This window comes from Sphingomonas zeicaulis, assembly GCF_050433225.1.
Taxonomy (GTDB): domain Bacteria; phylum Pseudomonadota; class Alphaproteobacteria; order Sphingomonadales; family Sphingomonadaceae; genus Sphingomonas_D; species Sphingomonas_D zeicaulis.
The window spans coordinates 1,846,021-1,858,244 of record NZ_JBNPXQ010000001.1 but is presented as its reverse complement, the minus strand read 5'-3'; the positions used below and the strand labels follow the sequence as shown (position 1 = coordinate 1,858,244).

General features: G+C 67.8%; 9 protein-coding genes. 6 read left to right on the top strand and 3 right to left on the bottom strand.

Features of this window, described 5'->3' with window-relative positions:
- Window positions 1-7: 7 nt before the first annotated feature.
- Both mmsB and proS read left to right on the top strand, forming a co-directional pair.
- Entirely contained in the window at window positions 8-904 is an 897-nt protein-coding gene (gene mmsB, locus FHS96_RS08700) for a 3-hydroxyisobutyrate dehydrogenase (RefSeq protein WP_429589325.1), read from the top strand.
- Between the two features lie 166 nt (window positions 905-1,070).
- Window positions 1,071-2,600 carry a proline--tRNA ligase gene (gene proS, locus FHS96_RS08695; protein WP_429589322.1) on the top strand — a complete coding sequence of 510 codons (1,530 nt, stop codon included), beginning with the start codon at window positions 1,071-1,073 and terminating at the stop codon, window positions 2,598-2,600.
- 37 nt (window positions 2,601-2,637) lie between these two features.
- Here the strand turns inward: proS and FHS96_RS08690 are convergent, their stop codons facing one another.
- The gene (locus FHS96_RS08690; protein WP_429589320.1) at window positions 2,638-2,898 is read right to left on the bottom strand and encodes a hypothetical protein; all 261 of its coding nucleotides are present in this window, start codon (window positions 2,896-2,898) and stop codon (window positions 2,638-2,640) included.
- A gap of 63 nt (window positions 2,899-2,961) precedes the next feature.
- On the opposite strand from FHS96_RS08690, the gene FHS96_RS08685 reads away from it, so the two are divergent.
- The 3 genes from FHS96_RS08685 (at window position 2,962) to FHS96_RS08675 (ending at window position 9,839) form a co-directional block, all read left to right on the top strand.
- Window positions 2,962-4,959, top strand: a complete 1,998-nt coding sequence (locus FHS96_RS08685) for an autotransporter assembly complex protein TamA (RefSeq protein WP_429589318.1) — start codon at window positions 2,962-2,964, stop codon at window positions 4,957-4,959.
- A complete protein-coding gene (locus FHS96_RS08680) occupies window positions 4,956-9,137 on the top strand; it encodes a translocation/assembly module TamB domain-containing protein (protein WP_429589315.1) in 4,182 nt (1,393 codons plus the stop codon). Before FHS96_RS08685 ends, FHS96_RS08680 begins: the two co-directional genes overlap by 4 nt.
- Window positions 9,138-9,281: 144 nt before the next feature.
- Window positions 9,282-9,839, top strand: coding sequence for a CHAP domain-containing protein (locus FHS96_RS08675; RefSeq protein WP_429589313.1), 558 nt, complete (start codon window positions 9,282-9,284; stop codon window positions 9,837-9,839).
- Window positions 9,840-9,870: 31 nt separating this feature from the next.
- On the opposite strand, the gene FHS96_RS08670 is transcribed toward FHS96_RS08675, so the two are convergent.
- On the bottom strand, window positions 9,871-10,695 hold the full coding sequence (locus FHS96_RS08670; protein WP_429589310.1) for a S1 family peptidase: 825 nt from the start codon (window positions 10,693-10,695) through the stop codon (window positions 9,871-9,873).
- Between the two features lie 4 nt (window positions 10,696-10,699).
- Entirely contained in the window at window positions 10,700-11,113 is a 414-nt protein-coding gene (locus FHS96_RS08665; RefSeq protein ID WP_429589307.1) for a DUF350 domain-containing protein, read from the bottom strand.
- A gap of 177 nt (window positions 11,114-11,290) precedes the next feature.
- On the opposite strand from FHS96_RS08665, the gene FHS96_RS08660 reads away from it, so the two are divergent.
- On the top strand, window positions 11,291-12,208 hold the full coding sequence (locus FHS96_RS08660; RefSeq protein ID WP_429589305.1) for a dioxygenase family protein: 918 nt from the start codon (window positions 11,291-11,293) through the stop codon (window positions 12,206-12,208).
- Window positions 12,209-12,224 lie beyond the last annotated feature (16 nt).

Below are 12,224 nucleotides of genomic sequence, written 5' to 3'. Positions count from 1 at the left end.
AGAGGATATGCCACGCATCGGTTTCATCGGGCTCGGCAATATGGGCGGCGGCATGGCGGCCAACCTCGCGCGGGCGGGGCATGACGTTCGCGCGTTCGATCTTTCGGAAGCGGCGCTGGCTCGCGCGGCTGAGGCGGGATGCGCCGTCGCCAGTTCCGCCGCCGCGGTGGCCGAAGGCGCCGAAGTGATTGTCACGATGCTGCCGGCGGGCAAGCATGTCGAACAGGTTTACACCGATGCGCTGTTCGGCGTTGCGACCGTCGGCACCTTGCTGATCGATTGTTCGACCATCGATGTCGCAACGGCGCGGCGCGTGGCGGATGCGGCGGGCAGCGTCGGACTGGTCGCGGTTGATGCGCCGGTCTCCGGCGGCATCGCCGCTGCCAATGCCGGCAGCCTGACCTTCATGGTCGGCGGTACGGACGAGGCGTACGGCCGGGCCGAGCCGATCCTTGCGAACATGGGAAAGGCGGTGATCCGCGCCGGCGGCAATGGCGCTGGGCAGGCTGCCAAGATCGCCAACAACATGTTGCTCGGCGCAACGATGGTTGCGACCTGCGAGGCCTTCCTGCTTGCCGACAAGCTCGGGCTCGATCTCCAGACCTTCTACGACATCTCGTCGAAGGCGTCCGGCCAGAGTTGGTCGATGACCAGCTACTGCCCGGTGCCCGGGGTCGGACCGCAGACGCCTGCGGACAACGGCTATCAGGGGGGCTTCGCTGCCGGGCTGATGCTGAAGGATCTCAAGCTGGCGATCGAGGCGGCAAGCGGCGTCGGCGCTAGCGTACCGATGGGCGCGAACGCGCTGGCGCTCTACCAGGCGCTGCAGAACGCCGGCGGCGGCGGGTTCGACTTTTCGTCGATCATCCGGCTGCTCAACGGCGATGGCGTGCCGGAAGCGTAATTCCCCTCCCGCTTGCGGGAGATGAGGGGAGGGCCTGTCCGCCCGCTCCTCATCTCCCGGCAGGCCCTCCCCCGGCCCCCTCCCGCAACCGGAAGGGAGCAAGGGCGTTGCGGTTTGGTGCCCATCAGGGCATGTGCGGCGGCTCAACGAGCCATTGAAGAAGATCATGAAGCACGCCCTTTCCGTTACCCGTGAGCAGGATTTCGCCGCCTGGTATCAGGCCGTCGTCTCGGAAGCCGACATGGCCGAGGAATCGGGGGTGCGCGGCTGCATGGTCATTCGGCCGTGGGGCTATGGCGTGTGGGAACGCATGCAGGCGCTGCTCGACAAGGCGATCAAGGAAACCGGGCACGAGAACTGCTATTTCCCGCTGTTCATCCCCTTGAGCTATTTTGCCAAGGAGGCCGAGCATGTCGAAGGCTTTGCCAAGGAGATGGCGGTTGTCACCCATCATCGCCTGAAGGCCGCGGACGGCACGCTTGTCCCAGATCCCGAGGCGAAGCTCGAAGAACCGCTGGTCGTGCGCCCCACCTCCGAAACGGTGATCGGCACCGCCTTTTCGCGCTGGACGCAGTCGTGGCGCGATCTGCCGCTGCTGATCAACCAGTGGGCGAACGTCGTCCGCTGGGAGATGCGGACGCGCATGTTCCTGCGCACCACAGAATTCCTCTGGCAGGAAGGCCACACCGCGCACGCGACGCGGGATGAGGCGGTGGAAGAGACGCTGCGGATGCTCGAAGTCTATCGCCGCTTCGCGGTCGACGGGCTGGCGCTGCCGGTGATCGCCGGCGAGAAGCCGGAGAATGAGCGTTTCCCCGGCGCCGACGCGACCTATTCGATCGAGGCGATGATGCAGGATGGCAAGGCGCTGCAGGCCGGCACCTCGCACTTCCTCGGCCAGAATTTCGCGCACGCGCAGAACATCCGCTTCCAGGATCGCGAGGGCGAGATCGCCTATGCGTGGACGACGAGCTGGGGTGTCTCCACCCGCATGATCGGCGGCGTCATCATGACGCATGGCGATGATGACGGGCTGCGCCTGCCGCCGGTGATCGCGCCGCAGCAGGTGGTGATCATCCCGATGCTGCGGGACACCGAGGAGGACGAGACCGTCCTCGCGCATTGCCGCGCGCTCGCCGCCGAACTGCGCCAGACCAGCGCGTTCGGGGAGGCGCTGCGCGTGCAGGTCGACGCCAAGGACATCAAGGCCTCGAACAAGCGCTGGGCATGGGTGAAGAAGGGCCCGCCGCTGATCGTCGAGGTCGGCCCGCGCGACATCGCCAACGGCGTGGTTTCGGTGGTGCGTCGTGACCGGCTCTATGGCGACAATGGCAAGCTTGCTTCGGCGGCGACGCCGCGGGGCGATTTCGTCGCGGGCGCGGCAGCGCTGTTGGAAGAAATCCAGGCCGGCATGCTGGCGGAAGCGACCGCACGGCGTGACGCCAACATCCATTATGACGTGGCCACCGTCGAACAGCTGACCAGCTTCTACGAGAAGGGTGGCAAGTTCCCGGGCTGGGTCTCGATCAACTGGTCGCGCCCGACCGGCGCCGCGCTCGACAAGGTGGTCGAAACGCTCAAGGGGCTGAAGCTGACCATCCGCAACGCGCCGTCCGACGCCGCGCCGGCGGAGGGCAATTGCCTGTTCACGGGTGAGCCGGCTGTGGAACGCGTGCTGATCGGCCGCGCTTATTGATGCGGGGCAAGGCCTGCGGCGCGCTGACCCGCCTGGGTCAGCGCCGTCGCCGGTCGCCCAGCCACAGCCCGACCGCGACAAGGACGCCAAGCGCGATGCCGGCGATCAAGCCTGCCGAGGGCTGGCCCACTATCGCGCCCACGACGGCACCGGAGATCGAAAGAAGCGCGATCGCGGCGCCGGCGCCGCGCGGTTCGGGAGTCTTGGAACTCGTCATCACCGCCGCATAGACCATGCTCCGCGCCAAGCGAACGGCTTTTCGATCGCGGCGGCGGCACGGCCTGCCGACGATCGCCATCTTGCTGATCGGCAAGTGCGAAGGCCGCTGGCGGTGCTCGCGGTGAGCGGCTAAGCGACGAAAATGTGTCGCGTCCCATCCGCAGGCAAGGGATCTGCCGCGGCGGCCTTTCTGATTTTGGCGGCTTCGCTCGCGTCGACGGCGCGCGCGCAGGTGCAGACGCCGGCTGCCGACCCGGCGCAGGCGGGAACCGGCACGCTCGATCCCTCGTCGCCGCTCGACGAGATGCCCGATATTGGCGTGGATTGGCCCGACCTCTCGCGCGCCGATGGGCTGGCGCCGGGAACGCCTGTGCCCGACAGCGCACAGCAGGCGACGGAGATCGCGGCCGAGCAACGTTACAGCCTGTCGGTAGAAGGTCTGGACGATCTCTCAACCGAGGATGCCGCGCAGTTGCGCCAGCGCTTCGATGCTCTTTCGACGTTGAAGGCGGGGGAAAGCAAGCCGGCGAATGTCGCGCAGATCGATCGTCGCGCGCGCGAGGATGCCGAATTGATGGCGCAGTTGCTACGCGCGGAGGGCTATTACAGCGCGAGCGTCGAGCCCGTGGTTGCGGCCGACCCCGCTCGCCAGCATATCACCGTCACGCTCGATATCCGGCCGGGTGATGTCTACAGGCTGGAGGCGGTCGAACTGCCCGGCCTTGATGCGGCCGGCGACAAGAGTGCCGCGTTGCGTGGCGTGTTCGGTGTTACGCCGGGCGCGCCGGCGGATGCCGACGATATCGTGAAGGGCGAGGATGAGTTGCGCGCGCGCATTGGCGCGGAGGGCTTTCCCTTTGCCAAGGTCGCGGAACCCGAACTCGTCGTCGACCACGAGACGCGTACCGCGCGGCTCAAGGTTGATGTCGAACCTGGCGAGGCCAAGCGCTTCGGTACGATCCGCATGGCCGACCGCCGCATCTTCGGGCCGCGCCATGTGATGAGGATCGCTCGGTTCGAGACTGGCCAGCCCTATGATGCGCGGATGATCGAGGATCTCCGTCGCGCGCTAATCGCGACTGGGCTGGTTTCCTCCGTAAAGATCGAGGCGGTGCCTGCCGGCGAGGACAAGGTTGACATCGCCGTCGCGGTCGAACCCGCGCCGCGCCGCACGATCGCTGCCGAGGCGGGTTATGGCACGGGCCAGGGCATTCGCACCGAAGTGAGTTGGCAACACAGGAATTTGATCCGCCCAGAAGGCGCCGTCACCTTCCGCGGCGTCGCCGGTACGCAGGAACAATTGATCGGCACCAGCCTTCGGCGTAGCAATTTCCGCGCGCGCGATCAGGTGCTGACCGCGCAAGCCAGCCTCGCCAACATCAACCGCGATGCCTATGACGCGCGCACCTTCAGCGTCGGGGCGGGCATCGAGCGACAGACCAACATCATCTGGCAGAAGACCTGGACGTGGTCGGCCGGCGTCGAACTGCTCGCGTCCGACGAGCGCGACACGGTGGGGCTGGAGGCGACGCCCCGCCGGCGCACCTTCCTGATCGGCGCGCTGCCGGGCATGTTGGCCTATGACGGCACTGACGATCTGCTGAACCCTCAGCGCGGTTTCCGTCTGTCTGGCCGGCTCTCGCCCGAATTGTCGCTGCAGTCGGGCGCGTTCGGCTATGCGCGTGCGCAGATCGATGCCAGTGCCTATCAGCCGGTCAGTGAGCGGGTGGTGGTGGCCGGGCGCGTTCGGCTGGGCACGATCCTGGGCGCAGGGCGGGATCGGATCGCGCCGTCGCGGCGCTTCTATGCCGGCGGCGGTGGATCGGTGCGCGGCTATGGCTATCAGGATATCGGCCCGGTCGATCCCAACAATGATCCGATCGGCGGCCGCAGCCTCACCGAATTTTCGCTGGAAGCGCGCGTACGCATCGGCGATTTCGGCATCGTGCCCTTCGTCGATGCCGGCAACATCTATACCTCACCACTGCCGCGGGTGAACGACCTGCGCTACGGTGCCGGCATCGGCGCGCGCTATTACACCAGTTTCGGTCCCATCCGGGTCGACGTCGGCACGCCGCTCAACCCGCGCGCCGGCGATGCGCGCATCGCTGTCTATGTCTCGCTGGGGCAGGCGTTTTGAGCGCGGAGGCGGCGCTTCCACTGGCCGATCCGGCACCGGCGCGGCGCCGCCGGCGCGGATTGTTCGGCTGGCTGTGGCGGCTGCTGCTGATCCTCGTCGGCTTCGCCGCCGTTTCGCTATGGCTCATCGATACGGGGCCTGGGCATCGCCTGATCATCGATGGCATCGCCCGCATCGAGACGCCCACCGGATTGCGGTTCCGCGTCGGCCGGATCGACGGATCGATCTATCGCCGCGCGACGTTGCGCGAGGTGAAGATCCTCGACCCCAAAGGCGTCGTGTTCAGCACCCCCGAGGCGCGGCTGGATTGGCAGCCGACCAAATGGCTGGTGAACCGGCTGGAGATTCGCAGCCTGACGATGGCGCAGGCGACGTTGCACAAGCTGCCGCAACTTCGCCGCACCGGGCGCGCCAGCCCGATCCTGCCAGGCTTCGACATCCGCATCGGCGAACTGCGCATCGATCGGCTCCGCATCGCCGCCGGCCTTGCCGGGCCTGAGCGGAGCGGCCGGCTGGCGGGCGTCGCCGATGTACGCAGCGGACGCGCGATGGTCCGCCTCAACGCCGCCATCGGCCGGGGTGACCGGCTCAACCTGGTGCTCGACGCCGAGCCTGACCGCGATCGCTTCGACCTCAAGGCGGGTCTGGTCGCTGAGGCTGGTGGGGTGTTCGGCAAGATCATGGGCACCGACCGCTCGGTTGCGGCGCGGATCGACGGCGACGGGCGTTGGACGGCGTGGCAGGGCCATGCGCAGGTGGACATGTCCGCGATGCGCATCGTCGATCTGTCGCTGGGTGTGCGCGGCGGCGATTACAGCCTCTCCGGCATCCTCTATCCGTCGCGCGTCAGCCAGGGCAAGCTGATGCGGCTGTCGGCGCCACGCATCCTCGTCAACGGCAACGCGACGCTCGTCGCGCGACGCATCGACGGTCGCCTTTCGCTGCGGTCACAGGCGGTGGCGCTAGAAACCGAGGGACGCGTAGATCTCGGTGCGGGCGCCTATGACGATCTGCGCATCGACATTCGGTTGCTGCGCCCCTCCGCGCTGTTCCCGAACATGACCGGCCGCGACGTCCGCGGCCGTCTGCGCCTCGATGGCCCGTTCGCCACCGCGCGCTTCGACTATCTGCTCACCGCGCCGCGGCTGGCGTTCGACAACACGGGGTTCGAGACGGTGCGTGCCGAAGGGCGCGGCCGGCTTTCGCCCGCACCGATCGCCGTACCGATCAAGCTCAGCGCGCGGCGCGTGACCGGGGTGGGCGATGTGGCGGGCGGCATCCTCGCCAATCTGCGCGTCGAGGGGCTGCTCAAGCTCACCGCAAAGGCGCTAACCGGCGATGGCCTACGCGTCCGATCGGACAAGCTGAACGGCAAGCTCTCGTTGTTCGTCGACCTCGTCACTGGCCGCTACGATGTCGGGCTCGCCGGCGGGCTCACGTCCTACCTGATCCCCGGGCTGGGCATCGTCGACGTCAAGACCGAACTCAAGGTGGTGCCGGGAGCGGGCGGGCGCGGTACGATGGTCGTCGGCCGTGGCCAAGCCTGGGTGCGACGCTTCGACAATGCGTTTCTGCGCTCGCTCGCCGGCGGCTTGCCCTATCTGGATACGCGATTGGAGCGCGGGCCCGACCGCGTGCTGCACTTCAAGGGGCTGAAGCTCACTTCGCCGGACCTGCGGCTGACCGGCAACGGCTATCGCCGCACCGATGGCAGCTTCTTCTTCGAGGGGAGCGGCGATCAGGCCAGGTACGGCCCGGTCAAGCTAACGCTGGACGGGCGGATCGAACGGCCCAAGCTCGACATCTTCCTGCCCAAACCGCTCGACGCTCTTGGCCTGTCGGATGTGCGGCTGCTGCTCGATCCGGCCGCCGACGGGTTCAATTATCGCGCCGCCGGCGGATCGATGCTCGGTCCGTTCACCAGCAATGGCCAGATCCTGCTGCCGAGCGGCCAGCCCGCCACGATCCGCGTCGCCGACGTGACCGTATCCGGTACGCATGGGCGCGGCGACGTTCGTTCCGATCCAGGCGGCTTCACCGGCCGTATCGATCTTTCCGGCGGCGGCGTCTCTGGCCCCTTGCTGTTCGGTGTAGAGCGCGAACTGCAGCGCATCGAGATGCAGTTGCGGGTCGCCGACGCCAGCTTTGCCGGCCCGCCGGCGATCAGCATCCGCCGCGGCAACGCGAACGTCGTGTTCCTGCTCGATCCGGAAGGCATCTCGATCAAGGGTAGTGCCTCCGCACGTGGGCTGCGGCGCGGCGGTGTGAGCCTCGCGCGTTTCGCGGGCACCGCTGACCTGAAGGGTGGCACCGGCACAGTGACCGCTGCGTTCGCCGGCTCGCGCGGGCGCGCCTTCGATATTCAGACCAGCGCGCGGATCACGCCCGAGCGCATCGAACTCAGCGGCCAGGGCAGCGTCGATCGCCGCCCGATCGCGCTCAAGCGGCCGGCTGTGCTTACCGCCGAGGATGGCGGCTGGCGCGTGGCGGAGGCAGCGCTCGCGTTTTCCGGCGGCGATGCCACCCTGTCCGGATTGTTCGGCACCACCCGCACCGAGGTGGAGGCGAAGCTTACCCGCATGCCGATGACTGTGCTGGACATCGGCTATCCGGGTCTTGGACTCGGCGGCTATGCCTCCGGCTCGCTCAGCTACCGCCAAGCCGATGGGGCGCTGCCCTCAGGGCGGGCGGACCTTACCATCCGCGGGTTGAACCGGTCCGGGCTGGTGCTGTCATCGCGGCCGATCGATGTGGGCGTGGCGGTGGTGCTCAGCGGCGGCTCTGCCGGCATGCGCGCGGTCGCGGCGAGCGGAGGACGCACGATCGGTCGGGCACAGGCGCGGCTGGCGCCGTTGCCGGGAAGCGGCGATCTTCTCACCCGCCTGTCAAGCGCGCCGCTGCTCGCGCAGTTGCGTTATGACGGCGCCGCCGACACGCTGTGGCGGCTGACCGGCGTCGAGAGCTTCGATCTGTCCGGCCCGGTCGCGGTAGCGGCCGACGTGCGCGGCACGATCGACAATCCTCGCATCGACGGCTCGGTGCGGACGACGGGCGCGCGGCTGGAAAGCCCGGTCACCGGCACCGTCGTCAGCAATATTCAGGCTACCGGGCGCTTCAACGGGTCGCAGCTCGTGCTCGATCGCTTCTCCGGTGTCGCGGGGCAGGGCGGCAGCGTGACCGGCAGCGGCGCGTTCGATTTCGCCGCGGCCAACGGCCTCGGCATCGCGCTCGACCTGCAGGCGAACCATGCGGTTCTGCTCAACCGTGACGATATCGGCGCGACCATCACCGGGCCGCTGCGGATCGTTTCGGATGGTGCGGGCGGCACGGTCAGCGGCACTGTCGCGATCGACCGGGGCCGCTTCCGTATGGGCCGCGCCGTCGCCACCGATGCCGTCCCGCGGCTCAAGGTGACCGAACTAAACCGCGCGGGCGAGGAGATCGAACGCGATGCACCGCCTGCGCCGTGGAAGCTTGATGTCCATGCGACCGCACGCAATCGGTTGATGGTGACGGGGCTGGGACTCGACAGCGAATGGCGTGCCGATCTCGACATCAAGGGTGAGGCGACGGCTCCAGCGATCGGCGGGCGGGCGGATCTGATCGAGGGCGGCTATGAATTCTCCGGCCGCCGCTTCGACCTCGAACGCGGTTCGATCCGCTTTACCGGCAGCGTGCCTGCCGATCCGGTGCTCGATATCGTCGCCATCGCCGACATCCAGGGCCTGAACGCCTCGATCCGCGTCTCGGGCACCGGACAGAAGCCGGACATCGCCTTCACCAGCACGCCGGCGCTGCCCGAGGATGAACTTTTGTCACGCCTGCTGTTCGGCACCTCGATCACCAACTTGTCGGCGCCCGAGGCCTTGCAACTCGCCGCTGCGGTCGCCTCGCTGCAGGGCGGCGGCACCGGGCTCAACCCGATTAACGCCGTGCGGCAGGCGGTGGGTCTCGATCGGCTGCGGATCCTGCCCGCAGACGTGACGACGGGGCAGGGGACGTCGGTGGCGGCGGGCAAATACATCACGCGACGGACCTTCGTGGAGGTTATCACCGACGGGCAGGGCTATTCAGCGACGCGCGTGGAATTCCAGGTGACACGCTGGCTGTCGCTGCTGTCGAGCATCTCCACCATCGGTCGGCAGAGCGTCAACGTCCGCGTATCGAAGGATTATTGAGCCGAGTTGTGACGGGTTCCAATCGGCTGAACGCTTCATCCCACGTGCTCAACCATTCGCCGCAATGCAGCAGCGGGGTACTGTTCAGACCTGAACCATCCAGTCAGAACAGGCTCAACGAAGGGTCGAACGGGGGTTTTCTTCATGGTCCGGACTGTACGAGCTGCGTTTGCGGCTGCGGCTTTCTGCGCTTTGGCGATCGCGATGCCGGCCCAGGCACGTTTCTGGCAGTGCGCTCCGTTCGCGCGTGAGGTTTCCGGCATCCAGATCTTCGGTAATGCCGGCACCTGGTGGGATCAGGCGGAGGGCCGCTATGATCGCGGGCAGGAACCGGAAGTCGGTTCGGTCCTTGTCTTCCGCCCGCACGGCAAGATGCGCGTCGGCCATGTCGCGATGGTCAGCCAGATCGTCGATGCCCGCCACGTTAAACTCACCCACGCCAACTGGTCGCGCCGCGGCGGCGTCGAAACCGATGTCGAGGCGGTCGACGTCTCGGAAGCCGGTGACTGGAGCAAGGTAAAGGTGTGGTATGCGTCGCAGCAGGGCCTCGGCATCACCAGCTACCCCACCTTCGGTTTCATCTATGCAGTGCCCGGGGCTCCTGCGCTGCCCCCGATCGATACCAATATCGCGCCGGCCCCGGTGGTCATCGCCGATGCCGGCACCGCGGCCAGCACTGCGATGACGGCGCTGCGCCGCTGATCGAAGGCAGGCGCGTCCAGCGCGGTCTGTTTTAATCGACGTCGCAATAGATCTGGCGGATCGTGCCATTCGCCAGCCAGCGTTCGAAGCGCTGGATCGCATCGTCCGGCCCGGCGATCGGGCGCGCGCCGCCGCCACCGCTTCCCGCCAGCAACCGTAGTGCGTCGGGCCGTGTGGTCAGCACGCGGCCGCGCCGGTCACTGCCTGCCGAATTGACGCCGACGACGCGGCCATCGGCGTCCAGCGTCGGGCCACCGCTGATGCCGGACAGCGTGGTATCGAATTCGGGGAAGCGCGCTTCCTCCGCCCAGGCGAGCGTGGGTTCCGCGCGGCCGCCATTGCCGCGCAGTGCGTTGGCTGCGCCGATCAGCCGACTCTCCACCACTGCGGGCTGGCCGCCGGGGAAGCCCATATGATAGCCGATCGAGCCCACCGGCGGCATCCGCGGCGCCAGCGGCAATGCTTCGGGGGCGGGCAGGCCGTCCTCGATCAGCGCCGCATCGGCGCTGGCGCTCTCGATGACGCGAAAGCTCTGCTCGGCGCGGCCGGGGGCAAGCGCGAGGCCGAGCCGATCGCAGCCGTCGACGACATGCTGCGCGGTCAGCCAGCGGCCGCGGCGATCGACCGCGAAGCCGGTGCCGAAACTGTCCTGCGCGCGGCCGGGCTGGTCGATGACATATTCGGGCAGCCCGCCGTTCGGCGGCGGGCGACGCGGATTGCCGTCGTCGATCACGCTGCGCTCGATCCGGCGACCGCCATCCACGCTGCCCTGGAACTGGTTGTAGAGCGCGACGAGGATGACCAGCAAGATCAGCGGCAGGCAACCGCAGCCGCCTCGCGGCGAGGATCGCGCCATCGGCTCAGCCGGCGAAGGCGGCAGCGGCGAACAGGCCGACCGCCAGCTTGATCGACGCAAGGAATAGCGCCGGGCCGATCTCGTCGCGCTCGATCCGCTTGGGCAGTTCGCGCAGGAACAGGTCGGTCGCGCGGAAGGCGGCGACCTGCACGATCAGGATGGCGATGCCCCAGACGATGATGTCGATCAGGTTGACCGAGGCGTGCAACGAGGCAGCCATCGGCATGGCGAAGCCGACCGCGGCGCCACCCAGCGAGATCGCAGCCGCGCGATTGCCCGCACGGATCAGCATCATCTCGTCATGCGGCGTCGTCCACATATAGATGGCCAGCGCCGCGACGAACACGGCCAGCGCCGCCGCGAGCTGGACCAGCAGCACGGGCAGGCCGTTGAGCAGGCTGTTGACGATCGGTTCCATGCATTCCCCTTGAGCGCGTCCGTCGGTTCAATGCAGCGGAGACGTCGGGCTGGCAAACGCGCGGTGGCACGGGGCGTTGCAGCCGGGGTGACGGAAACATCGCCGCAACATCCCGACATATGGCGGCAAGCGCGGGCCGCGATGCCGATGTTCCATGCCAGAAGGAGCCGGAGCCGAATGAGCATCCCCAGTCAGCCCCCCATTGCCCTCGAACCACATGATCGCGGCCTAGCCTTCGACCTTGCCACGATCGAGCGCCGCCGCATCGACCGCCGCCGCGCGCTCGGCCTTTTCGCCAGCGCCGGCAGTTTCGCGCTGGTCGGCTGCGGCGGCGATGACGGAGGTGCGGAATCGGGCGCCACCGTCGTCGTCACGCCCACACCGACGCCGACACCGACGCCGACCCCAACTGCCACGCCGACACCCACGCCATCAGGTACCTGCACCGCCTATGCGACCGAAACCAACGGACCCTATCCGGCGGACGGCACCAACACCTCGAGCGGCGCGACCTCCAATGTATTGACGTTGAGCGGCGCGGTGCGCAGCGACATCCGGTCGAGCTTCCTGTCCTCGACGGCCACCGCGGCGGGTGTGGTCGTCGCGTTGACCATAACTGTCGTCGACGCCAACAATGGCTGCACGCCGCTCGGCGGCTATGCGCTCTATCTGTGGCACTGCGACCGCGACGGCAATTATTCGCTCTACGACCTGCCGGCGGAATCCTATCTGCGCGGCATGCAGGTGACCGACGCCAATGGGCAGGTGACCTTCACCACCATCTTCCCCGGCTGCTATGCCGGGCGCTTCCCGCACATCCATTTCGAGCTGTTCACCAGCCTCGCCAACGCGACCGGCGGTCGCTACGCCCGGCTGATCTCGCAATTCGCGATGCCGTCGGCGGCCTGCACCACCGTCTATGCGACCGCGACGGGCTATACCAGCAGCGCCAGTCGCTTCGCGGCAACCTCGATCTCCAGCGACACTGTGTTCGGCGACAACAGCAGCGCTCAGATCAGCGCGATGACCTTGACGATGAGCGGCAGCGTGACGGCGGGCTACACCGCGACCGCAACGGTAGGTGTGGCGACCTGAGTTTGCGCATGACCGT

Coding starts and splice junctions, on each gene's coding strand:
- proS (WP_429589322.1), top strand. CDS start 1,071: ATGAAGCACGCCCTTTCCGTTACCCGTGAGCAGGATTTCGCCGCCTGG.
- mmsB (WP_429589325.1), top strand. CDS start 8: ATGCCACGCATCGGTTTCATCGGGCTCGGCAATATGGGCGGCGGCATG.
- FHS96_RS08675 (WP_429589313.1), top strand. CDS start 9,282: ATGGTCCGGACTGTACGAGCTGCGTTTGCGGCTGCGGCTTTCTGCGCT.
- FHS96_RS08690 (WP_429589320.1), bottom strand. CDS start 2,898: ATGGCGATCGTCGGCAGGCCGTGCCGCCGCCGCGATCGAAAAGCCGTT.
- FHS96_RS08670 (WP_429589310.1), bottom strand. CDS start 10,695: ATGGCGCGATCCTCGCCGCGAGGCGGCTGCGGTTGCCTGCCGCTGATC.
- FHS96_RS08660 (WP_429589305.1), top strand. CDS start 11,291: ATGAGCATCCCCAGTCAGCCCCCCATTGCCCTCGAACCACATGATCGC.
- FHS96_RS08685 (WP_429589318.1), top strand. CDS start 2,962: ATGTGTCGCGTCCCATCCGCAGGCAAGGGATCTGCCGCGGCGGCCTTT.
- FHS96_RS08665 (WP_429589307.1), bottom strand. CDS start 11,113: ATGGAACCGATCGTCAACAGCCTGCTCAACGGCCTGCCCGTGCTGCTG.